Source organism: Bacillus sp. CCNWLW194 (assembly GCF_037120585.1).
Taxonomy (GTDB): Bacteria; Bacillota; Bacilli; order Bacillales; family Bacillaceae_G; genus Bacillus_A; species Bacillus_A basilensis.
Window position 1 is genome coordinate 196,003 of the sequence record NZ_JBBBBL010000002.1, and the last position, 21,507, is coordinate 217,509.

Consider the following 21,507-nt stretch of genomic DNA (forward strand, 5'->3'; position numbering starts at 1 on the left):
ACCCCTGCTTCATCACCCATCTATTATAGCAGGACATGTACAGCAAAAAAAGGTTTCAAGTCGAAAACCAATACATTTTGTATACAAGAAGTAAGAAAAATAAAATTCCTCCTACCCACATTTTTTACGCCTGAAGATTAAATGTACTTCAGGCGTATTTTTCTTCCAATTTTATTCAGTTGGCCGTTCCTTTAATTGTTCTAACAATTCTTCTAAAGAGCCTTCATAGAGCGGGACAGTTGGAATTGATTGCAAAAAATGTTTCCCATAGGAAGAGCTTGTCAAACGACGATCTAATACAAATACTGTTCCAGTATCTGTACTCGTTCTAATGAGACGACCAAACCCTTGTTTGAAACGCAGTATCGCTTGCGGGAGTGCTAACTTAGCGAATACGTCCTCTCCTTGATTTTTTAACCATTCTCCTTTTGCTTCTATCATCGGTTGATGAGGAGGCGTAAAGGGAAGCCGGACAATTACAAGACAACTAAGGGCATCTCCAGGTATATCGATCCCTTCCCAAAAACTACTTGTTCCTAACAAAATTGATTTGTCGAACTCTTGAAACTTACGAATGAGACGACTTCGGCTCTTATTATTCACACTTTGCGTTAATAATAAATACCCTTCTAACTCCTCGTCATTTTTCAAATTCGTATACGCTTCTTTCAACATCTCATACGAGGTGAATAAAACGAGCATTCTACCTTTTGTAGCTTTCGCTATTTTTGTAATATGTGCTGACACAGATTCAATATATTCTTCATTACTTGCTTTCTTAATAAAAGGCACATCAGTTGAAACCATTAATTTCATTTGTTCTTCAAAACGGAATGGTGACGGAACCTGTAATGTATTAGGAGCAAAATCATGTAAACCTAGCTCTTCTTTTATATAGGCAAATGAATCGTTTACTGTTAACGTTGCTGATGTGAAAATAACACTCTTTTTCTGTGTTAAAAATTCATCAGCAAACCTTTCAGCAATATGAACAGGTTGCCCATATAAAACAGTTGAATGAATAGTTCCCTTCGTTTCAGTCTCCATCCATGTCACATATGAATTTTTTTCTAAAATGAGTAATTGTAAAGCTTGTGCCATCTTTCTCAACAACTCAATTAAATGCATAAATTCACCAGTAACAACATGCATTTCCCATTCTATTTTACTTTGCAATATATCAACTTGCTTCTCAAGTGTAGTCAATAATTTTCTTATATCATATACAAAACGATTTGTTAACTCGGTAATGCTATCCCATAACTTACCTTTCTCTACTTCTGTGTTATATCGATAAATAAGTGGCATATTGCTTATCCCTTGTTCCTGCTTTGTTTGTTTAAAGATGAACGCACGTAACATTTGGAATAGCTCATCCGCATCAAATTTCAATTCCTTCAAACTATGACTCACCATCCGGAAAGTCGAACGAGAGGCTTGTTCTGATTTTTTCATCATTTTATATACTTTAGAAAGTACATCATCTGTTTCTAGCGTACCAAGACGAGATAAAACTAGCTGGAAATACATACAGGAGAACTGTTCACCTAATGTTCTACTTGCCGCTTCCTCAATATGATGAGCTTCATCAAAAATAATATGTTCGCATGAAGCAAACAATGGTTCTTCACTTGAAAAATCTTGAAATAATAACGTATGATTTGTAATAACGATATCTGCAAATAACGCTTTATTCTTTGCTCGTTGATAAAAACAACGACTAAACCAGTTGCTTTGCATCCCGCCTGGACTATGTACATCACTACAAATACGGTTCCAAAGTAACTTTCCGCCCTCAGGAATATTTAATTCATCCCGATCGCCAGTTTCCGTTTGCAATAACCATACTAAAATTTTTGCCTTTGTGAGCGCCATATCATAATTTTTCTCTTCCTCTTGCAAAGCATATTCAAATTTATGTAGGCAAAGATAATGCTTTCTTCCTTTCAAAAGAGCTACTTCAAATGAAAATGGCATTATTTTCTGTAATAATGGAATTTCTTTTTCTAGTATTTGTTGTTGCAGTTGTACGGTTTGGGTACTTATGATGACAGGTTCTTCTTTTTTCTTTGCAAAATAAATACTTGGAAGTAAATATGCAAGAGTCTTCCCTGTTCCTGTTCCTGCTTCAATTAGGGAAAACCTAGAATCTCTTAGTGCTGTATATATTTCCTTCATCATAATTTGTTGGCTTTCTCTTTTTTCAAACTTTGGCATATTCAATGCAAGTTTATCGATTGTCTTATGCAAAAAAGCATCAAATTTAGATGAACATGTTTCACTGAGATTTAAAGAATAATTCCGTTTTCGAAGCGCAATATTTCGATACACTTCATACCCCTCTGCCGCTTTTTTACCATGCATCATTTTCTTTAAAATATTTTCAGAAAGTACATCCGCAATATCACTTTGAAAAACATCGCTCAATTCATAAAGCGATTGCAAGGTGACAAGTGGTAACTTTTCAATTTCATTTAAAAATTGTAAAAATAATTCCGCTGTAGCAAGAGCATCACTATCCGCACGATGCGGTTGATCGTGCTCTAGTTCATGTTGTTTAGCTAAATCACGTAATTTATAACTATCAGCCGTCGGCAATAGAATTTGTGCCAACTCAACTGTATCAACTTTTGGACAATGTACTTCTGTATATCCAGCCTGCCTTAATTCTTCCGTTAAAAAATTCCAATCAAAGTGAACGTTATGTGCAACGAAAGCTGCACCTTGTAATAGCTCAACAACCATCGGGGCTACATCTTGAAATAACGGGGCTTGCTTAACCATACCCTCATCAATCCCTGTTAGTTCTGTAATAAATGGTGGAATCTCTCTCTTCGGATTAATAAAAGATGAAAAAATCTCCAATATCTCTCCATCTTCCACTACAACAGCTGCAATTTGGGTAATTTTATCCTTCCCATCCTTCCAGGAGTTCCCTGTCGTCTCTAAATCCACAACGACATAACGCTTACTCATATATGTAACACCTCAATTTCTTACCTATCAAACACAAAATTATATAATGTTACTATACCACGTTTTATCTCATCTTAATGAAAAGATGCACAAAAAAGCTATCTCTGTAATAGAGATAGCCTTCCTACTTATAATATCGTACCCGCTTTTTCAGCACCTAACATTTCAATAATTTGATTATCATCGTCTAATACTGCAATTTTCGGCTCTTGTTTATGAATATTTTCTTCTGCCACTAAACCGTAGCAAATAATAATAACTTTATCCCCTGGCTGTACCAGCCTTGCAGCTGCACCATTTAAACAAACAACACCGCTACCGCGTTCTCCTTTAATAACATATGTCTCTAAGCGAGCACCATTATTGTTATTTACAATTTGTACTTTTTCATTTTCTACAATATTTACTGCATCCATTAAATCTTCATCAATTGTAATACTACCTACATAATTTAAATTTGCTTCTGTTACTGTTGCGCGATGTAACTTCGCTCTCATCATTGTGCGAAACATAGATGCTCCCCCTTAGTTCACCTTTAATGTTATATTGTCAATTAATCGTACATTATCAAATTTGACTGCAATTGCTAAAATAATTCGTCCTTCAATTTTATCCATTACTTGTAATGAAGGATAGGCATATAAATCAGCATAATCTACGGTGCCTTTCGTATACGTCTCAATATACTCTTTCACAAGAGTTGTAATGATTTCTGAATTACGTTCGCCTACCTCAATTCTTTCTTTCGCTATACATAGACTGCGGTATAAATGAGGAGCCTCTTCACGCTCCTCTTGTGATAAATACACGTTACGAGAACTTTTCGCTAATCCATCTTCTTCCCTTACAATATCAACTGGTACAATAGTAACCGGAATATTAAAATCAGCGACAAATCCTTCAATGACAGCAACTTGCTGTGCATCTTTCATACCGAAATAAGCGCGTGTTGGTAATGTAATATTAAATAGTTTCATTAGTACAGTCGCAACACCAGCGAAATGACCTGGTCTTTGTTTACCGCATAATACATCAGTACGCTTCACAACTTCTACCGTTGTCGTTTGTTCTACTGGATACATTTCTTCTACGCTCGGATAAAATAAATAATCTACACCGTTTTCTTTTGCTACATTTTCATCTCTATCAATATCACGAGGGTATCGATCTAAATCTTCATTCGGCCCAAACTGTAGCGGATTGACAAACACGCTTAAAACTACAATTTCATTTTCTTCTCTTGCCTTACGTAATAAAGTCGCATGCCCTTCATGTAAATAACCCATCGTTGGAACAAAACCAATACTTTTTCCACTTGCATGCAGTTCGTTTGTAATTCGCTGCATCTCTTGTACTGTCGTTACGATTTTCATTATTGTTTTCCTCCGTATAACGCTAAGCATTCTTCCTCTTTCATTGTGAACGAATGTTTTTCTTCAGGAAATTGCCTTGTCTTTACTTCAGCAACATATTGAGAAATCCCACGTACAATTACTTCTTGAACAGACGTATATTGCTTCACAAATTTCGGAACACGATTTACCCCATATGAGATAAGATCATGATAAACAAGCACTTGCCCATCTACTTTTTGTCCTGCGCCAATCCCGATTGTTGGAATTGTTAATTGCTCTGAAATAAGTTCTGCTAACTGCATTGGCACACACTCTAACACGAGTGCAATCGCACCAGCTTCCTCACATTTCTTCGCATCTTCTATTAATTTTTTTGCACTTTCAGCGTCTTTTCCTTGTACTTTATATCCACCTAGCACTCCTACAGATTGAGGAGTTAAACCTAAGTGCGCCACGACAGGAATTCCCGCATTCGTCAAATAGTGAATAGTCGATATCACTTCTCCCGCACCTTCTACCTTCAGTGCATGGGCACCACTCTCTTGAACGATGCGGCGTGCATTCACCATCGTATCTTGTAACGACACATGATACGACATAAATGGCATATCAGTTACAATAAACGTCTCTTTTGCTCCGCGGCGTACAGCTTTCGTATGATGAATCATATCCTCTACTGTTACAGGTACTGTTGAATCGTAGCCAAGTACAACCATCCCGAGAGAATCTCCAACTAGAATCATATCAACTTCAGCTTCTTCTGCTAATTTTGCAGATGGATAATCATACGCCGTTAGCATTGTAATCGGCTCACCTTGCTCTTTCATTTTCAAAAAATCTGTTTTTGTTTTCAAAAACTACTCCTCCTTTATGCAGGAGAGAGGAGATGGCCGAAATCATATAAAAAACCCCTCTGGCCATAAAAGGGCAGAAGGGTTGTGTGTTAGTCGGCATTATTCATCCCTCTGTCCCAGTCCGTTATTGGATCAAGGCAGAATCCAAGTTATTATTTTTCGTATTGCTTCGAATCATGGTGCAGTTCGCTCTGATACTGCCCACATTCGAACTAATTATAGCAAACTCCGAAAAGAAATTACTACATTTTTTTGAAAAAATAATTTTTATCCTCATTACGATATGTGAAATTTTAAACATAAATCAACCACAGAACGATAAACAACTTTTTAAATGCATAGTATAACTCTTAAAATAATGATGCAGGTTAATTGAGGAAACATACTTACAAAAGGAGAATTGCGAATGTCTATAAACAAATGGTTATTTCGATTCATCGGTTTGCTTGTGATGAGTGTAGGGATGATAACTTTTAGCTCCTTCCATGCATATGCCTCAGTTAACGCCGTAACACAACCTATCGATTCAACGAAAGTAATTGAGGTCGAACTAAACGATGATTACTTTCGTCCAAACGTCATCACGATTCCAATTAAAGAGTCAACAACATTGTTATTAAAAAACAAAGGTAAGAATGAACATACCTTTACAGTAAAAAAACTCGATATTGATGTCGTAGTCGAGTCGGGAAAAGAAAAAAGCATTACTGTAAAACCTAAAAGTACCGGTACATATGAATTAATATGTCGGTACCATCTCCTGAAAGGAATGGAGGGCAAAGTAATCGTCAAATAACAAGTATAGGCAACCAGACGATATTCAAAAATTGATTATTGTATTACAAACTCAGCTCAAAAATATTGTAATAAAAAAAGAAGTTCCAAAAGAGGAACTTCTTTTACTTAATTTCGATATCCGCAGAATGAATGTGATGTACTTTTCCTTCATGGTCCTCTAGAAGTAATACACCCTCTTCTGTAATTCCTTTTGCTAGCCCTGTAATCGACTGTCGCATCGTTCGAGCGGTAATTTCTTTCCCTATGCTCACAGCGTAGCTTTCCCAAAGGATTTTAATGACAGAGAAACCATTTTGTAAATACTCTTCATATAATTTTTCTAGTTGTAAAAAGATTTGTTGCATAAGCTCTGCACGAACAATTGGCTTACCTGCTTCAATCGCCAAAGAAGTAGCAATATGCTGAATTTCCTCATCAAAATGTTCTTGTTTTTGATTCGCATTAATACCAATGCCCATAATAACAGCATTGATTTTATCAGGATCCGCCTGCATTTCTGTTAATATACCTACAGCCTTTTTCCCTTGAATTAAAATATCATTTGGCCATTTTATTCCTACGTTTACACCTGTGCACTTTTCAATTGCTTGCGTAACGCTAACAGCCGCTAACAAAGTAAGTTGTGGTGCATGATGAACTGGGATTGACGGACGTAAAATAATACTCATCCAAATTCCTGTCCCTTTTGGTGAATGCCATTTTCTACTTAAACGACCTCTACCCGCTGTTTGTTCTTCTGCCACAACAATTGTTCCTTCTTCTACACCTTCATAAGCAAGTTTTGCTGCAATATGCTGCGTAGATTCAACAGACTCTTCAAAATACACTGTTCTACCAATATGTTTCGTTTGTAATCCTAACTGAATTTCATTCGCAGTCACTTTGTCCGGCTTACTCGCAATTCGATAGCCTAATCGACGTACAGCTTCAAGTTCGTAGCCCTCATTACGAAGGTCCTCCATATGTTTCCACACAGCGGTTCTCGAGCAACCAAGTTTATCACTAATCGTTTGGCCAGATACAAACTCGCCATCCGCTTCAGAAAAAACTTGCAATAACTGCTTTCTTATAGTAGATTGCATTCTTGCAGCCACTCCCTTATACACTCTTTCTCATTAACTACGTTTCCTTGTACGATTGCTTCTTCAATCTTTTGAATCATTTCAGCAACCCACGGACCAGGCTTTTTATTTGCCCAGCTTAATAAATCATTCCCAGTCACATTCATTTCTTGACGACTCTTTATTGGCAATGATTGAAACAATGTTTGTACTCGTTTAACAGATGTACGGTCATAACTTTCAATCATCGCTTCATATACTCTTTCAGCCATTTCAGCGATATGAATTCCCGTTTTATAGAGAAGGACCGTATCCCACTCCTTCTCTTTTCTCGTACGGATTGCCAATAAAACTGCAACAATATCTTTTATTTTTTTATTCGAAAACTTCCATTGACGTAAAAATACCGATGGATGCTCTTCTCCGATACAATATAAGAAAAATGACCATGCCTCGATATCCGTCTCAAAAGAATCCCATTCATACTGCGTAGCTTTTAACAGTCTCTCCTCTGACATTTGTAAATATGGTAGATGAGAAAATAGCTTCGTTTCTACTAATTCCTGTAAGCCCTTCACGCAATATGTACCCGTTAACAGTTTCTCAAACTCCACTGTAATTCGTTCAATCGCTATATGTTCTAGTAAATGTCCATATGTTTCAATTGCTTGCTTCGTTTTTGTTTCTAAAGAAAATCCTAACGTACTTACAAACCGAATACCACGCATCATTCGTAAGGCATCTTCTTGAAAACGATCAGCAGCATTTCCAACTGTCACAATTTCTCTCTTTTGAATCGCTTCCTGTCCGGCAAATAAGTCCACCATTTCGCCTTCTTCTGTCATAGCAATTGCATTCATTGTAAAATCACGACGTTTTAAATCCTCTTCTAATGCACGAACAAATTGAACACTACTAGGTCTTCGAAAATCTTCATATTCGCTTTCTGTTCGAAAAGTGGTTACCTCATAAGGCTCACCATTTTCTACAACAATTACAGTTCCATGCTCAAGACCGACAGGCACATGTCTTGGAAATATAGCCATCACTTCTTCTGGTAAAGCAGATGTCGCAATATCAATATCTCCAATTGGCCTATCGATAATGAGATCTCTTACACTCCCACCAACAAAGTAAGCCTCATGTCCTTGTTGCTTTAATGTCTCAATAATAGAACTAGCTTTTTTAAATCTTTCCATTTTTGTCATCCCTTAGCACATCATAGTAAATCGTTTCATATTGTGAGACGATTTTTTCCGAGCGGAACTGCTCGTAAACACTTTCTCTTGCTCGTTCTCCCATATTACGGTGAAGTTCCTCATTCTTTAATAGCTGAATGGCTTGGTTGGCCACTCCCGTTGCATCGCCAAATTCACATACATACCCTGTTTCACCATGTTGAATGACTTCTGGAATACCTCCAACCCTTGTTCCAATACAAGGTACACCACACGCCATCGCTTCTAATAAAACAAGACCAAAACTTTCCTTCTCCGATAGAAGCAACATTAAATCACTCATCGCAAGTAGTTCTGCAACATTATCTTGCTTTCCTAGGAATAAGACGCGATCTTCAATATGTAAATTCTTCACTAACTGTAAAATCGTACAAAACTCTGGTCCATCCCCAACAAGAAGCAACTTCGCATCTACTTCTTGAACAATTTTAGCGAATGCATGAACAACATCCTGTACACGTTTCACCTTCCGGAAATTTGAAATGTGAATAATTATCTTTTCACTCTCACTAATACCGTATTCTTTCTTTAATTGAGACATATCACGCTTGAAATATACACGTTCGTCTATAAAGTTATATACAGTTTGAATTTCTTTATTTGGTTTTACAAGCTCATGCGTTTCGTTAATTAATGAATGCGAGACAGCAGTAACAACATCAGACTGCTCAATACCAAAACGAATCAAATTATTTAACGAAGGGTCGGAACCTAACACAGTAATATCTGTTCCATGCAAGGTTGTAACAATTTTAATACGCTCTCCAATCATTTGTTTCGCTAAATAAGCACAAATTGCATGCGGGATTGCGTAATGCACATGTAAAATATCAAGGTTTTCTCGTTGTGCAACCTCTGCCATTTTACTTGCTAACGCTAAATCGTACGGTGGATATTGAAATACAGAGTATTGATTTACCGTCACTTCATGAAAATAAATGTTTGGATACACTTTATTTAACCGGAATGGTAAACCCGATGTAATAAAATGAATTTCATGCCCGCGTTCCGCCAATTGCTTTCCTAATTCTGTTCCAACAACTCCAGAACCACCTACAGAAGGATAACATGTAATACCTATTTTTAATTTCATTTACATCCCCCTATTAAATCAGCATGTAATAAAACCGGTTTCTTACTCATAAACCCTTCGGCATACAAGGCCCCAACTTCTTTCCCAAACATCTTCTCACGAGCAACCACAGTTTCAACATAACCTTCTGTTAATGGCGTTTTCACACCATCACTCCCTGTTGAAAACTGACTTTCATACGCTTCTAATGCTTCCACTTTGATAGAAAGGTACTCACTAATATCTATACAAAAATTCGGCTTATGAAAACCATTAATCATATAATTATAAAAAGACTCCACACGATGTGGTGGAAGTTCTGGCATATATTTACGAATCCCAGCTGAAAAAATAGCCTCTTCCACAAGCTTTGCACAATTGGCATGGTCTGGATGACGATCTTCATAATACGGCGCAAAAACTAGTTTTGGTTTATATGTACGGATCACCTTTACAATTTCACGTATATATTCTTCTCTCATATACAAACCACGGTCTGGCATCGCTAAATTCAGTCTCGTTTTTACTCCCATTATACGAGCAGCGACCTTTGCTTCTTCTTTTCTCAACTCTATCGTTCCATTAGAAGAAAGATCAGCTTCTGTTAAATCACAAATACCTACTTCATACCCTTGCTTCGTATATTTAGCAATGGTACCAGCCATGCCGATTTCAACATCATCGGCATGGGCACCAAACGCTAATATATGTAATCCACTCATAATTGTTCCCCTCATTTTCTAAACTTGCGGTAATCTAAATCTCCTCGCTCTAATGCATGCATTAACATTTCAGCACTTGCCATATTCGTTGCAAGTGGAATCGCATATACATCACATAAACGAAGTAATGCATTTACATCTGGCTCATGCGGCTGAGCAGTTAGTGGATCTCGGAAGAAAATCACCATGTCCATATCGTTTTTTGCAATCATGGCACCGATTTCTTGATCGCCACCAAGAGGACCCGATTGATATCTTGTTACAACTAAGCCAGTTGCCTCCATAATACGAAGTCCTGTCGTTCCTGTTGCAAATAATTCATGCTGTTCAAAAATCGGTTTATATGCATACGCAAACGAAACCATATCATTTTTCTTTTTGTCATGTGCGATTAAGGCAATTTTCATCCGTTGTCTCCCCTTTAGTCGATAATATTTTCTAAACCGTACACAAGATGATCTAGATTCATTACTGTATCAATTGATAGTTTTACACCTGACATAAATGATGCACGATTGAATGAATCATGGCGAACTGTTAACATTTGTCCGTCTCCACCAAACATTACTTCTTGATGTGCAATAAGTCCTGGTAATCGCACGCTATGAATGTGAATACCATCTACATTTGCACCACGAGCACCTTCTAGTTGCTCTACTTCGTTTGGATGACCTTGCTGCTTTGATTCACGATTTTGACGGATTAATTCTACTGTTTTTACTGCTGTACCAGATGGTGCATCTAATTTTTGATCATGATGCAATTCAATTACTTCAACATCTTGGAAGTACTTCGCTGCCATTTGTGAGAATTTCATCATAAGAACTCCACCAATTGCAAAGTTTGGAGCGATAATTGTTCCTACTGCCTTTTCTTTTGCATTCTCTGTTAATTGCTTTAGTTCTTCTTCTGTAAATCCAGTTGTACCAATAACAGAACGAAGTCCACGCTCAACTGCAAGTGTAACGTGTTGTTTCCCAACTTCTGGCGTTGTTAAATCTAACAACACATCTGCTTCTACTTCATCTAAACAAGTATGTAAATCAGCGTAAATAGGTGCATCCAGCGCTGGCATGCCAGGTAAATCAGAGATTTTCTCTCCACCATGCTTATAATCCACTGCTGCTACTAAATTAAAATGTTCCGTTCTTTCCATAAGAAGGACTGCTTCATGTCCCATACGTCCTCTTGGTCCAGCGATAATTACTTTAATTTCTTTCATTATTCTTTCTCTCCCTCATCAATACGTGTCCAGCGATCTTTATCACGTGTATTAAATTTATTCATTACAATGTTATGTGCTGTTTCTAAATCAATATTTAAACTATTTGCCATACAAATCATAACAAATAATACATCTCCAAGCTCTTCTTCAATACTACGTTCTTTTTCAGTTGTTTTCTTCGGTTTCTCACCATAATAATGATTAACCTCTCTTGCAAGCTCCCCCATTTCTTCCGTTAAACGAGCCATCATTGCAAGTGGACTGAAATAACCTTCTTTAAACTGACCAATATATGCATCTACTTCTTTCTGCATATCCTTCATCGTTTTCGCTTCCATACAATTCACCTCTAATCCTTCCTCTTTCATGTTAGCCAATTCATCGCGATTTGACAAATATTATTCCCCGCCAAACACCTATTTGCGACCCTTTTTTGGATAGACTATAATAAAGTGAAACTTCTTTTGCATGCTTTTCGCAAAAGATCAGCCCGAACCAATCGGGTTCCTACGGCTTGTTTGTACTTCTTCAGAGCTTTATCTCCTACCAGCCGTTGGAACGGGGTAAAGTGAAACTTTCTTTTGCGATTTTACAACCTTCACTATTTTTACTAACAACTAGAAATTACTTATCATTATGTTTTACCGTTTCAGCGGAGCAATGCCATTTACATAATTAGGGGGATTTCTATATGACATCAAATTTGAAGATTCGAAATATCATTTTTATTTTAATCGGTTCCGCTATTTTTTCTTTCGGTATTGTGAATATCAATATTGAAAATCACCTTGCAGAAGGTGGATTTACCGGTATTACACTATTATTGTATTTTCTATTTAAGTTTGATCCTTCTTACTCAAACTTAATTTTAAATATCCCTATATTTATTATTGGTTGGAAGTTACTTGGAAGAACGACATTTTTATATACACTAATCGGCACCTTTAGCGTATCTTTATTTCTATGGATTTTTCAGCGTTACGAAGTTCTCAACTTACATTTAAACTTACAAAATGATATGACACTCGCGGCTTTATTCGCCGGGGCATTTATAGGTATCGGGCTTGGGATCATATTTAAATATGGCGGGACTACTGGCGGTGTAGATATTATTGCGAGACTCGCTCATAAATATGTTGGCTGGAGTATGGGGAAAACGATGTTTATGTTTGATGCTATCGTCATTATCGTCTCTATTCTTACCTATTTATCATACCGCGAGGGCATGTATACATTAGTTGCTGTTTTTATTGGGGCGAAAGTCATTGATTTTATGCAAGAAGGAGCCTATGCGGCGAAAGGAGCAACTATTATATCAGATAAAAACGATGAAATTGCTGCCAAAATTTTATCTGATATGGAACGTGGAGCAACCTTTTTAAAAGCTGTTGGCTCATATACAAAAGTGGAACGGAACGTATTGTATTGCGTTGTTGCTAAAAATGAAATCGTGAAATTAAAAAATATTATTACCTCTGTAGATCCTCATGCATTTGTTGCTGTTAGTGATGTACATGATGTAGTTGGTGAAGGTTTTACATTAGATGAAAATAAAAATCCGTTACATAAATAAATGCAACTAGAAAAGCTCTTTAGCTTTTCTAGTTTTTTATTACATATTTTTTAAGACTCTCTAAATCCTCATAAATAAGTTCCAATAAACTCCGGTTATAAAAAATTGAAGCAGGATGAAAAGTCGGAAAAATATGATATTCTTTCTCTGACCATGTAAACTCTGCACTTTTCATATCCTTTAATTTTTGAATGGGCTGTTTTAATAATTGTCCATGCACATCTGTAATTTTTTTATTTTTTCCTGTTAAACGTTGAAGGCCGATATTTCCAAGCGTGACGATAAGCTTCGGGTTTATTTTCTCTAATTCATAATCTAACAAAGGTGCATGAGCAAGTATTTCTCCTTGATTTGGCGTTCTATTATACTTTTTCTGTATGATTTCACCATTTCGTTCTTTTTTCTCTCGCCACTTATATGGTCTACTTCGAACAGCGCTCGTAATATATACTTCTTCCCTTGTAACATCAATCCGTTCTAAAAAACCCATTAATTGTTTTCCCGCTCTCCCGCTAAAAGGAATACCATTATGAATTTCTGTTTCACCAGGCGCTTCTCCTAACAACATAAATTTCGGATTTTCAGGACCTTGTCCACTTAAAAAACCTTCTAGCTGATAAGAAGCACTCTGTTCTTTCACTTGTTTTACTAGATGACTTGGATATTTCATTTCCCCCACCGCCTTTCCGCATTACTTCTATTATTCCTATTTGCAATACATTATATAATTCAATCCACAAAACAAAAAAGACTATCAAAATTGATAGTCTTTAGTCGTCGCTACGCTGCATACCAGTGTACATTAATACGAGACGTAATAATTCAAATACCGCTACAGCTGCAGCTGCTACATATGTTAATGCTGCCGCATTTAATACTTTACGAGCTTGGCCATATTCATCTGTTGATACAATTCCTAACGCTTCAATTTGTTGCATCGCACGCTTTGATGCATCAAACTCAACTGGTAATGTAACAAGTTGGAACACAACACCTGCTGCCATTAAGATAATACCTAATAACAATAAGTTAGACATGGATGCAAAGGCACCAATCATAATAAATATCCAAGAAATATTCGAGCCAAAGTTTGCAACTGGCACTAACGAATGACGAATACGCATAAAGTTATAATCTTTTGCATCTTGAATTGCGTGTCCTACTTCGTGTGCTGCAACTGCTGTACCGGCAACTGAATGACCGTAATAGTTATCTGTTGATAAGCGAACTGTTTTTGCAGTTGGATCATAATGGTCTGATAAATGACCTGGTGTTTCTTCTACAGCTACGTTGTATAATCCATTTTCATCCAAAATTTTCCGAGCCACTTCTGCTCCTGTCATACCTGATGTTGAATAAACTTGTGAATACTTGCTATAGGCACTACGTACTTTTGACTGTGCATACAACGGTATGATCAAAATGATCGCGAAGTAAATTAAATAAAACATCATGAATCTCTGAACCTCCATTGAAGTTTTAATTATAGTACTTCTCATTCTATTTTCTTCTGCCATCATTGTCAATGAATAAACCTTACAATCCGCATCTTTGTTTATTACATTATCTATTCTTAGAATGGACATTACTTTTTCTCTTTTCTCTCTCTCCTTTATACTTTCTCCATCCAACATAAGTTAATGTGAATAAAATAAGACCTCCAGTAATTGTCATAAACCAAATGAGAGAGGGGGCAATTTCATCTTTTTTTACTGTGTGAAATATTTTTTGCAAATCCCCTTTAATGATTCCTAATTGCATTTGCCCGCCTTTCGTTTTTAACATAACGTTACGAAATTCATCCAAATAAGATAAATGGGCATTTACACGTTGCACTTCGTTTTCTGGCAAGGCGATCATTAGGCTTGGATAAATAATATTAAATTCATGTAAAAATGTGTTTAACGTTTGTTGAAACTGTCCTGTATCTTCTTTTTTCATCGCTTTTTCCATTTGAGAAAAGGCATCCATTACTTTTCTTTCTCTTTCCATCCAAAGTGGTTGATACTTCGATACTTGCGCATCAATAGCGAGCTGCAAGGCTAACACATTATCAATTTTAACTTGTTTACTTACATCTTCTTCCGCGAGAGCTTGTTTCGCCTTGTCGTAAGCTAAAGAAATAACTCTAACTTGATCTGGCGTTACTTCTTGCTTTTTTTCATTCCCCTCTATTACAAACTGCTCCGAGAAATGTTGTAATACTTGTACTGCTTTTTCATCTTCATTACGCTTCACTAATTGTAATGAGTCATCTAACAACCCTGTTAGTTCACTCCACTCTTCAGCATATATACGTAACGGAAACATTATAATTAGAAATGCAATCAGTCCAATTAATGTTCTCTTCATCACGGTCCCCCCTATAACTACTAGTACAAAATATGTTAATGTGGACAAGAATAGAACAGAACTGGACCGAAAAATATATTATCGTTTTACAAACAAAAAAAATTCTCTTTAAGCAGAGAATTTTTTATTTGACATCCTTTTCTTTTTTACAAAGTATCTATACAAACTGTAACAAAGTATGCTACCAAATAAAATGAATAATAAAATAGCACACGCAGCATGCATAAAGAATTCTTCTGGTAACATTAATATAATTGGATCCGTTTCAATATCAAACATCCAATAATCATTACTGAATAAAAGCTTGTGGAATATCACAAAACTCTTTTCAAAATTAATAGCAATCGGCAACATGAGCGCTATCGGAAAGATAATTGTTAAAATCGATCCGTGCAGTAAAAACTTTTCATTTTTCTTTTTTAATAAATACATGCCGCCTATCATTGCAATCATAATTGTCGCATACATTACATATTGAATCTTTACTAAAATATTTTTCACATCTACAAAATGAATACGGCCATTTGTAGACATATCTAGTGTTGGCAACTGCAATGATCCATCAAAAAATGGCGATAAATATGTGATAAGCACATCATAATTTCTTTTAATATCATCTTTCGTCATATCCGCTAAATCTGGAATGTTTAAAAAATCAATTTCAAAATAATATAGCCATTTTCCGTATACAACCGCCGTTGTTGCGAGTGCAAATATAGAAAATGCTATGCTATATGAAACAACTATCATAATTAATCGATCCAATATTTTTATACCACTCTTATTTTTCTTCATTTTCTCCCCCTAAATGTCCTAACTATCATAAAGAAAACTGTTTTCGGTTCTCACGTAAGCAATAATAATATGTAATACATAGCACAACAATACTTAGCCAGAACGTAAAATAACCAATTTCTCCTACGAACAAATGCATAATTCCATATCTCGGCATTTGCCAAAATAAATAATCAATTGCATCATTATGCAATGTCCATATAGCTGCTACCGCAAAATGCCATTTTTTTATACGGTAAAACGGTGCATATAACAATCCCTGTACTGCCATCGCAAAATGCGAAAGCATTAGCATATACCCGATAAGACCAATAGGACCTTTTACATAGATCATAACCCCATTTACAACAACAGCCCATATTCCATATTTTATTAAAGTAACAATCGCTAGTGCCTCTATTAATCCCCAATTTCTCTTTATTAAAAAAGCAATTAAAACAAAGACAAAAAAGAGACTCGCCATAGGGCTATCAGGTACAAACGGCCAAAATATAGGGGAAGTTTCTTTTAATTGATTTCCATACCATATAAATCCGTAAATTGTACCTAATATGTTAACAACTAATAAAAGTAATAATACGGAGCGTTGTCTTAACATTGCATACAAGTAAACCAAGCTGTATGTCCAACACCTTTCTTTCATCAAACTCTACTCTATTATATAGTAAACTTTCTTTCATCAAAATAAAAAGCTGACTACAAATTTTGTAGTCAGCTTTTTATTATTTTTTATTATACTTTGCAACAAATTCCGAAAGCTTCTTCAGCTCCTCATCCGTACCTTTAAATATACCTTTTGGCATTGAACCTTTTCCATCTTTCGCAATTTTAGCAATTTCTTCTGGCTTTAAAGTTAAGTTTTGCAGTGCTGGTGCTGCTGCCCCGCCCTGCAAATTGTCACCGTGACATGTTAAACAAGTGTTCTTTTGCATTAATTTATAGCCATCATCATTTTTATCGACTGGTGCTGTCTTTACAATTGCTCCTTGTTTTTTTGCAGCTTCCCAATCGTGATGCGCTACAGATTCCCAAGTTAAAAAGATAATCGATGCAATCGATAAAAGCATAAATCCAGTTGCTACTGGACGCTTCAATGGGCGTCTTTCTGGGCCACGATCAAGAAATGGAGCTAAAAGTAATGCACCAAACGCAATCCCAGGCATAATAAACGCTCCAATTACAGTAAATGAACCGGAAGCATAAGAGTACTTTAATAACTGATACAAGAATAAGAAATACCAATCTGGAAGTGGTATATACCCAGCATCAGTTGGATCCGCCATTCTCTCAAGCGGTGACGGATGCGCCACTGTTAAACATAAATAACCGATTAAAAAAACTGCACCTACCATCCATTCTTTTAACAAGAAGTTCGGCCAAAACGCTTCTGTTTTTCCCGGGTATTCAGAATAGTCTTTTGGAATATTTGGTTTCCGAGCTACCGGTACCCGAGAATCTCCTACAAACTTCATCCCTTTGCCGCGATGCATAATCTCCCTCCTTTAGTTCTTTCCCCTTTAATTTAGCAATCTCTTATAGCGGACCGGAAATACCTTGTTTGCGAATCATGATGAAGTGGAAGGCCATTAAACCTAGAAGTGCTGCTGGTAAGAAGAAGACGTGAATAGCAAAGAAGCGAGTTAATGTTTGAGCGCCAACAATTTCGGAATGACCAGCGAGTAATGTTTTAATATAAGGACCAATGAGCGGCGTTTGCTCTGCAATTTGAATCCCTACTTTCGTAGCAAATAACGCTTTCATATCCCACGGTAATAAATATCCGGTAAAACCAAGACCTAACATAACAAAGAAAATAAGAACACCAACAATCCAGTTTAACTCACGAGGTTTTTTATACGCACCCTGGAAGAAAACTCTAAGTGTATGTAAAAACATCATTACAATGACGAGACTAGCACCCCAGTGGTGCATACCACGAACAATTTGTCCGTACGCAACTTCATTTTGTAAATAATAAACCGATTCCCAAGCATTTTTAATATCAGGCACATAATACATTGTCAAAAACATTCCAGATAAAATTTGAATTACAGTAACAAAAAAGGTAAGCCCTCCAAAGCAATAAACGAATGCAGAGAAGTGATGTGCCGGGTTTACATGTTCAGGTACTTCATGATCAGCGATATCACGCCATATTGGTGTAATATCTAACCTTTCATCTACCCAATCATAAATTTTATTTAGCATCTACTTCGCACCCCCTTTTGGCTTCGCTTTTCCTAAATACAGCGTTCCATCTTTCACTTTAGATTCGTATACATCCAGTGGAGCAAGGGGCGGTGTGCCTTTAATGTTCATCCCGTCCTTTGTATAACGGCCCCCGTGACATGGACAAAAGAATTGATTCGGATGTGCTTTGTCCGAATTCCAGTTAACTGTACATCCTAAATGTTTACATACTGGAGAGAACGCAACAATGTCTCCGCTTTCATCTTTATGAACCCAAGCTGATTTTGGCTCTTCAGACTTGTACCAACCATCAACCTGCTTCACCTTAAAGTCGAAACGTTTCGGCTCTGTTGTAATATCCTTTACTTGTGCAACAGCAACCATATCCGTTCCCGCTTCTTTTCTTAACACCGGATCAAGCGCAAATCGCGTCATCGGCATTAAAATACCCGCTGCCATAAAGCCTCCCACCCCTGTAAGGGTGTAATTTAAAAACTGTCTTCTTGACACACGATGTTCGTTCTCGCTCACGAAAATTTCCCCCCTCTATCAGAAATTGTCCCCTCGTGATAAATTATATAAAAAATAAAAACTAGGACACTATCATGATATAATACGCTCATGCACAGGTCAATATCATACTACTCATAATAATAAGAACTTTCTGTTTATTATCACTTTCCCCATTTTTCTTCTAACATCACCATTATATTTTTTATATGTGCATGAATAACTTCTCTTTTCGCTTGATCACTAAATTGCTCTAAAGCTAACGAAGGAAACCAAAATAAATCTCCCTGTAATTCTTGCATATCTTCTTTCCATGAAAAATCACTTGTAACATAAGCAATATGCTTAAAACCTTGCTTTTGTAAATGATTTGTCCATTCTTGCAAACGACCTTTTTCATTTTTTTGACTTTCTACTAAATACGTAAATGCAGGTAGTAAAAGCACCCTTCCTTTATATTCTCTTTCCAACTCCATACTCAACAATTCGATAAATTCACCTTGTTCTACTACCATTTTCATTTCTTTCGCTGCCGAAATTGATAAAAGTGGTATAACACCTGTATCTACATATTCTCTTGCTTGCTCAAACTGTTCCACATCTTTTACAATCCATTTCAAATTTCTTCCCTCCCTCATCTACAAATGACAGAACTTTCACTTTATATATATTAAACCATACTAAAAGAGGTAAAAAAAGAAAAACTACCTATATTAAGGTAGTTTTTCTTAAAAAGTCTGAAATTTGTAAAATTTTATGAATCCAAATGAATTCTATAACATCTTTAACTCCGCTGTTAACCTATGAAACGCTTCCTTATCTTGCTTATCCAGCGCTTCATCAATTTGTTTCAAAAGACGTTCTCTTCTAAAAGAAAATACACTTTCTTCTAAAAATCTTTCTGCAAGTAAACGATCTTTTTCATTTACTTCAATATGCTTTGGTAAATACGGGTTTTCTTCTAATACAGCTACATAATTAGCATTTTGAAATGATGATTTAAAATTGAGTTGAATATAAATGTCCTCATCTCGATTTAAACGAATATCATGAAACGATTTTTCAGCATCTGTTGTCATAACATTTTGTTTAAAAAAGTGAAACGGTGTATCTTTTACACAATTCGCGGACATCACTAAGCCACGCGGACAATATTTTGCATGCTCTACGAAGTGGACTTTATGCATCAATTGGTCGTGACTCATTAAATAATTCAAAATCCATACACATTCACGCTGTTTCAGTTGGTAATTATTCAAAAACCATTTTACAAAATCCTTCTTCTCGTTTACAGAAACAGGGGTATTCATAGCAATTAAGTCCCTCCTCTGTCTTTCTCTTTTCTTTTTAGATTCAAGAAGCGGCATTCAGTTTCCTTCCAACTTATGAAAAATCCTCTAAATTATATAACAATTCTTCAATATGAATTTGTGTCGGGTCTAGTTGTATTAACTGAGTAAATACTTCTTTCGCCTCTTTTCGCATACCTTCTTCCAATAAGAAATAACCGTACTCTTCCAAGAAGTCTGGATGATTCTTAAAAGAAGTATATGCACTTTCATAGTGTTTTAATGCATCAGAATACATTTCTAATTGTTTTTTTGCAAACGCAAGATCCCAAAGTAGTTGTGTATCTGGTTCTCCGCTATCGATAGCCCGCTCTACAACTGCGATTAGCTCTTCATACTTTTCTTGTTCCTTTAAGATATACGCATATTTTAATGTTGCACCTAAATGTCCTGGATCTAACTCAAGCGCTTTTTGAAGCACTTCCTCTGCTTCCGCTATTTTTCCTAATTTCGCCGCAATGTTCGCTAATTCTACATAAAATGGTACAGAAAGCTCATCTACTTTAATTCCTTCTTGAAGTGTTTCATAGCTTTCTTGAAGCATTCCTTCTTTTTCATAGCTTTTCGCTAAATACATGTAAAGCGATGCATATTCAGGATCTAATTCTTTTAGTTCTTGCCAAGCACCAATTGCTCTTTGGTATTCTTCACCTTGGTATAATGTGAAGGCATATCCAAATAATGAATGGATATCTTTTTGTTCCTCTAAACCTGCTTCGTAGTAAGAGATCGCTTCTTCCCAATTTCCAATCGCACTTAGCGTTTCTGCGAGACGAAGTGCAATGACAACACCACCCATTACTTTATGTTCCGCTAATAGCGACTCATAATGAGTGATTGCCTTTTGTTCTTCACCTTTACTACTATATAACTCTGCTAATCCAAACGTAATAACAGGCTCGTCAGGCATCATTTCTTTCGCCTTTAATAGTTTTTGTTCTGCTACATCATCGAAACCTTGCATTTGGAATAAATCCGCAACAAGTAATAACGATTGAACATATAAATCATCATTTTCTGGAATATCATGAAGCACTTCAATCGCTTCATCTTCTTTGTCTAGATCAATATATAATTCTGCTAAAAATACAGTGAATTCACTTTCTTCTGGATACAATAAACGCAAGTCTTCTGTAATAGCTAACGCTTCATCTGTAAATCCAAGTGTATGATAATAACGAGCAATATCATACTTCTCTTCATCATTCGCAATTTTTAATTGCTCTGTTAATAATTGTAATCCCTTTTCGGCTTCACCATTTTCAATATATGAAACAGCTTGTTCAAACTTTTGCATAAACGTCTCCTTTAATTCTAAAAAATATTCTTTTCTGTTCATTTATCACTCTATTTGCCGGGCAGTAAGACCCCCACCTCAAATTTCAGCGAAGGCAAAGAAGTTAGATGGGGATCGGGCTACCCGTAAAAGCCCGATTG

General features: G+C 36.3%; 24 protein-coding genes. 2 read left to right on the forward strand and 22 right to left on the reverse strand.

The window, feature by feature from the left end; all coding sequences use genetic code 11:
• Positions 1 to 171 precede the first annotated feature (171 nt).
• The 4 genes from dinG to panB all read right to left on the reverse strand — a co-directional run bounded on the left by dinG (position 172) and on the right by panB (position 5,185).
• Entirely contained in the window at positions 172 to 2,976 is a 2,805-nt protein-coding gene (dinG, locus tag V7S50_RS04350) for an ATP-dependent DNA helicase DinG (protein WP_242251214.1), read from the reverse strand.
• Between the two features lie 128 nt (positions 2,977 to 3,104).
• Positions 3,105 to 3,488 carry an aspartate 1-decarboxylase gene (panD, locus tag V7S50_RS04355; RefSeq protein WP_000490176.1) on the reverse strand — a complete coding sequence of 128 codons (384 nt, stop codon included), beginning with the start codon at positions 3,486 to 3,488 and terminating at the stop codon, positions 3,105 to 3,107.
• 12 nt (positions 3,489 to 3,500) lie between these two features.
• Positions 3,501 to 4,349: a pantoate--beta-alanine ligase gene (panC, locus tag V7S50_RS04360; protein ID WP_242251212.1), complete on the reverse strand. Its 849-nt coding sequence runs from the start codon at positions 4,347 to 4,349 to the stop codon at positions 3,501 to 3,503.
• A complete protein-coding gene (gene panB, locus V7S50_RS04365) occupies positions 4,349 to 5,185 on the reverse strand; it encodes a 3-methyl-2-oxobutanoate hydroxymethyltransferase (RefSeq protein WP_242251211.1) in 837 nt (278 codons plus the stop codon). The genes panC and panB overlap by 1 nt, the downstream gene beginning before the upstream one ends.
• A gap of 406 nt (positions 5,186 to 5,591) precedes the next feature.
• Here panB and V7S50_RS04370 point away from each other — a divergent pair, with 406 nt between their 5' ends.
• A complete protein-coding gene (locus V7S50_RS04370; RefSeq protein WP_242251905.1) occupies positions 5,592 to 5,981 on the forward strand; it encodes a cupredoxin domain-containing protein in 390 nt (129 codons plus the stop codon).
• Between the two features lie 103 nt (positions 5,982 to 6,084).
• On the opposite strand, the gene V7S50_RS04375 is transcribed toward V7S50_RS04370, so the two are convergent.
• Genes V7S50_RS04375 through V7S50_RS04405 form a run of 7 tightly spaced genes read right to left on the reverse strand, consistent with a single transcriptional unit; the run spans position 6,085 to position 11,639 of the window.
• Entirely contained in the window at positions 6,085 to 7,065 is a 981-nt protein-coding gene (locus V7S50_RS04375) for a biotin--[acetyl-CoA-carboxylase] ligase (protein WP_242251210.1), read from the reverse strand.
• Positions 7,050 to 8,243 (reverse strand): CCA tRNA nucleotidyltransferase, encoded by a 1,194-nt coding sequence (locus V7S50_RS04380; protein ID WP_242251209.1) that lies wholly within the window; start codon positions 8,241 to 8,243, stop codon positions 7,050 to 7,052. The genes V7S50_RS04375 and V7S50_RS04380 overlap by 16 nt, the downstream gene beginning before the upstream one ends.
• Positions 8,230 to 9,375 (reverse strand): N-acetyl-alpha-D-glucosaminyl L-malate synthase BshA, encoded by a 1,146-nt coding sequence (bshA, locus tag V7S50_RS04385; protein WP_336375973.1) that lies wholly within the window; start codon positions 9,373 to 9,375, stop codon positions 8,230 to 8,232. The genes V7S50_RS04380 and bshA overlap by 14 nt, the downstream gene beginning before the upstream one ends.
• Positions 9,372 to 10,076 (reverse strand): bacillithiol biosynthesis deacetylase BshB1, encoded by a 705-nt coding sequence (bshB1, locus tag V7S50_RS04390; RefSeq protein ID WP_063224146.1) that lies wholly within the window; start codon positions 10,074 to 10,076, stop codon positions 9,372 to 9,374. Before bshB1 ends, bshA begins: the two co-directional genes overlap by 4 nt.
• An 11-nt stretch (positions 10,077 to 10,087) precedes the next feature.
• Positions 10,088 to 10,483 carry a methylglyoxal synthase gene (gene mgsA, locus V7S50_RS04395; RefSeq protein WP_000684766.1) on the reverse strand — a complete coding sequence of 132 codons (396 nt, stop codon included), beginning with the start codon at positions 10,481 to 10,483 and terminating at the stop codon, positions 10,088 to 10,090.
• Between the two features lie 14 nt (positions 10,484 to 10,497).
• The gene (dapB, locus tag V7S50_RS04400; protein WP_336375974.1) at positions 10,498 to 11,298 is read right to left on the reverse strand and encodes a dihydrodipicolinate reductase; all 801 of its coding nucleotides are present in this window, start codon (positions 11,296 to 11,298) and stop codon (positions 10,498 to 10,500) included.
• Entirely contained in the window at positions 11,298 to 11,639 is a 342-nt protein-coding gene (locus V7S50_RS04405) for a nucleotide pyrophosphohydrolase (RefSeq protein ID WP_002108639.1), read from the reverse strand. Before V7S50_RS04405 ends, dapB begins: the two co-directional genes overlap by 1 nt.
• A 353-nt stretch (positions 11,640 to 11,992) precedes the next feature.
• On the opposite strand from V7S50_RS04405, the gene V7S50_RS04410 reads away from it, so the two are divergent.
• Complete coding sequence (locus tag V7S50_RS04410; RefSeq protein WP_063224148.1) at positions 11,993 to 12,874, forward strand: YitT family protein; 882 nt, start codon at positions 11,993 to 11,995, stop codon at positions 12,872 to 12,874.
• 28 nt (positions 12,875 to 12,902) lie between these two features.
• On the opposite strand, the gene V7S50_RS04415 is transcribed toward V7S50_RS04410, so the two are convergent.
• From V7S50_RS04415 to V7S50_RS04465, 11 genes are all read right to left on the reverse strand, one after another.
• Positions 12,903 to 13,544, reverse strand: a complete 642-nt coding sequence (locus V7S50_RS04415) for a uracil-DNA glycosylase (protein WP_242251207.1) — start codon at positions 13,542 to 13,544, stop codon at positions 12,903 to 12,905.
• Positions 13,545 to 13,644: 100 nt separating this feature from the next.
• Positions 13,645 to 14,325, reverse strand: coding sequence for a zinc metallopeptidase (locus V7S50_RS04420; protein ID WP_033659816.1), 681 nt, complete (start codon positions 14,323 to 14,325; stop codon positions 13,645 to 13,647).
• A 112-nt stretch (positions 14,326 to 14,437) separates the two neighbouring features.
• Entirely contained in the window at positions 14,438 to 15,226 is a 789-nt protein-coding gene (gene ypjB, locus V7S50_RS04425) for a sporulation protein YpjB (protein WP_242251206.1), read from the reverse strand.
• Positions 15,227 to 15,334: 108 nt separating this feature from the next.
• Positions 15,335 to 16,021: a lipoprotein intramolecular transacylase Lit gene (gene lit, locus V7S50_RS04430; RefSeq protein WP_242251205.1), complete on the reverse strand. Its 687-nt coding sequence runs from the start codon at positions 16,019 to 16,021 to the stop codon at positions 15,335 to 15,337.
• Between the two features lie 25 nt (positions 16,022 to 16,046).
• On the reverse strand, positions 16,047 to 16,637 hold the full coding sequence (locus V7S50_RS04435; protein ID WP_242251203.1) for a DUF1405 domain-containing protein: 591 nt from the start codon (positions 16,635 to 16,637) through the stop codon (positions 16,047 to 16,049).
• Between the two features lie 106 nt (positions 16,638 to 16,743).
• The gene (gene qcrC, locus V7S50_RS04440; protein ID WP_242251201.1) at positions 16,744 to 17,511 is read right to left on the reverse strand and encodes a menaquinol-cytochrome c reductase cytochrome b/c subunit; all 768 of its coding nucleotides are present in this window, start codon (positions 17,509 to 17,511) and stop codon (positions 16,744 to 16,746) included.
• A gap of 43 nt (positions 17,512 to 17,554) precedes the next feature.
• On the reverse strand, positions 17,555 to 18,229 hold the full coding sequence (gene qcrB / locus V7S50_RS04445; RefSeq protein WP_000932700.1) for a menaquinol-cytochrome c reductase cytochrome b subunit: 675 nt from the start codon (positions 18,227 to 18,229) through the stop codon (positions 17,555 to 17,557).
• The gene (gene qcrA, locus V7S50_RS04450; RefSeq protein WP_063224154.1) at positions 18,230 to 18,742 is read right to left on the reverse strand and encodes a menaquinol-cytochrome c reductase iron-sulfur subunit; all 513 of its coding nucleotides are present in this window, start codon (positions 18,740 to 18,742) and stop codon (positions 18,230 to 18,232) included.
• Between the two features lie 143 nt (positions 18,743 to 18,885).
• On the reverse strand, positions 18,886 to 19,359 hold the full coding sequence (locus V7S50_RS04455) for a YpiF family protein (protein ID WP_142332904.1): 474 nt from the start codon (positions 19,357 to 19,359) through the stop codon (positions 18,886 to 18,888).
• Positions 19,360 to 19,494: 135 nt separating this feature from the next.
• Positions 19,495 to 20,031 carry a ReoY family proteolytic degradation factor gene (locus V7S50_RS04460; RefSeq protein WP_001095923.1) on the reverse strand — a complete coding sequence of 179 codons (537 nt, stop codon included), beginning with the start codon at positions 20,029 to 20,031 and terminating at the stop codon, positions 19,495 to 19,497.
• Between the two features lie 73 nt (positions 20,032 to 20,104).
• Positions 20,105 to 21,367, reverse strand: a complete 1,263-nt coding sequence (locus V7S50_RS04465; RefSeq protein ID WP_242251199.1) for a tetratricopeptide repeat protein — start codon at positions 21,365 to 21,367, stop codon at positions 20,105 to 20,107.
• Positions 21,368 to 21,507: the final 140 nt, after the last annotated feature.

Coding starts and splice junctions, on each gene's coding strand:
- dinG (WP_242251214.1), bottom strand. CDS start 2,976: ATGAGTAAGCGTTATGTCGTTGTGGATTTAGAGACGACAGGGAACTCC.
- panD (WP_000490176.1), bottom strand. CDS start 3,488: ATGTTTCGCACAATGATGAGAGCGAAGTTACATCGCGCAACAGTAACA.
- panC (WP_242251212.1), bottom strand. CDS start 4,349: ATGAAAATCGTAACGACAGTACAAGAGATGCAGCGAATTACAAACGAA.
- V7S50_RS04370 (WP_242251905.1), top strand. CDS start 5,592: ATGTCTATAAACAAATGGTTATTTCGATTCATCGGTTTGCTTGTGATG.
- V7S50_RS04375 (WP_242251210.1), bottom strand. CDS start 7,065: ATGCAATCTACTATAAGAAAGCAGTTATTGCAAGTTTTTTCTGAAGCG.
- V7S50_RS04380 (WP_242251209.1), bottom strand. CDS start 8,243: ATGGAAAGATTTAAAAAAGCTAGTTCTATTATTGAGACATTAAAGCAA.
- bshA (WP_336375973.1), bottom strand. CDS start 9,375: ATGAAATTAAAAATAGGTATTACATGTTATCCTTCTGTAGGTGGTTCT.
- bshB1 (WP_063224146.1), bottom strand. CDS start 10,076: ATGAGTGGATTACATATATTAGCGTTTGGTGCCCATGCCGATGATGTT.
- mgsA (WP_000684766.1), bottom strand. CDS start 10,483: ATGAAAATTGCCTTAATCGCACATGACAAAAAGAAAAATGATATGGTT.
- dapB (WP_336375974.1), bottom strand. CDS start 11,298: ATGAAAGAAATTAAAGTAATTATCGCTGGACCAAGAGGACGTATGGGA.
- V7S50_RS04405 (WP_002108639.1), bottom strand. CDS start 11,639: ATGGAAGCGAAAACGATGAAGGATATGCAGAAAGAAGTAGATGCATAT.
- V7S50_RS04410 (WP_063224148.1), top strand. CDS start 11,993: ATGACATCAAATTTGAAGATTCGAAATATCATTTTTATTTTAATCGGT.
- V7S50_RS04415 (WP_242251207.1), bottom strand. CDS start 13,544: ATGAAATATCCAAGTCATCTAGTAAAACAAGTGAAAGAACAGAGTGCT.
- V7S50_RS04420 (WP_033659816.1), bottom strand. CDS start 14,325: ATGTTTTATTTAATTTACTTCGCGATCATTTTGATCATACCGTTGTAT.
- ypjB (WP_242251206.1), bottom strand. CDS start 15,226: ATGAAGAGAACATTAATTGGACTGATTGCATTTCTAATTATAATGTTT.
- lit (WP_242251205.1), bottom strand. CDS start 16,021: ATGAAGAAAAATAAGAGTGGTATAAAAATATTGGATCGATTAATTATG.
- qcrC (WP_242251201.1), bottom strand. CDS start 17,511: ATGCATCGCGGCAAAGGGATGAAGTTTGTAGGAGATTCTCGGGTACCG.
- qcrB (WP_000932700.1), bottom strand. CDS start 18,229: ATGCTAAATAAAATTTATGATTGGGTAGATGAAAGGTTAGATATTACA.
- V7S50_RS04455 (WP_142332904.1), bottom strand. CDS start 19,359: ATGAGGGAGGGAAGAAATTTGAAATGGATTGTAAAAGATGTGGAACAG.
- V7S50_RS04460 (WP_001095923.1), bottom strand. CDS start 20,031: ATGAATACCCCTGTTTCTGTAAACGAGAAGAAGGATTTTGTAAAATGG.
- V7S50_RS04465 (WP_242251199.1), bottom strand. CDS start 21,367: ATGCAAAAGTTTGAACAAGCTGTTTCATATATTGAAAATGGTGAAGCC.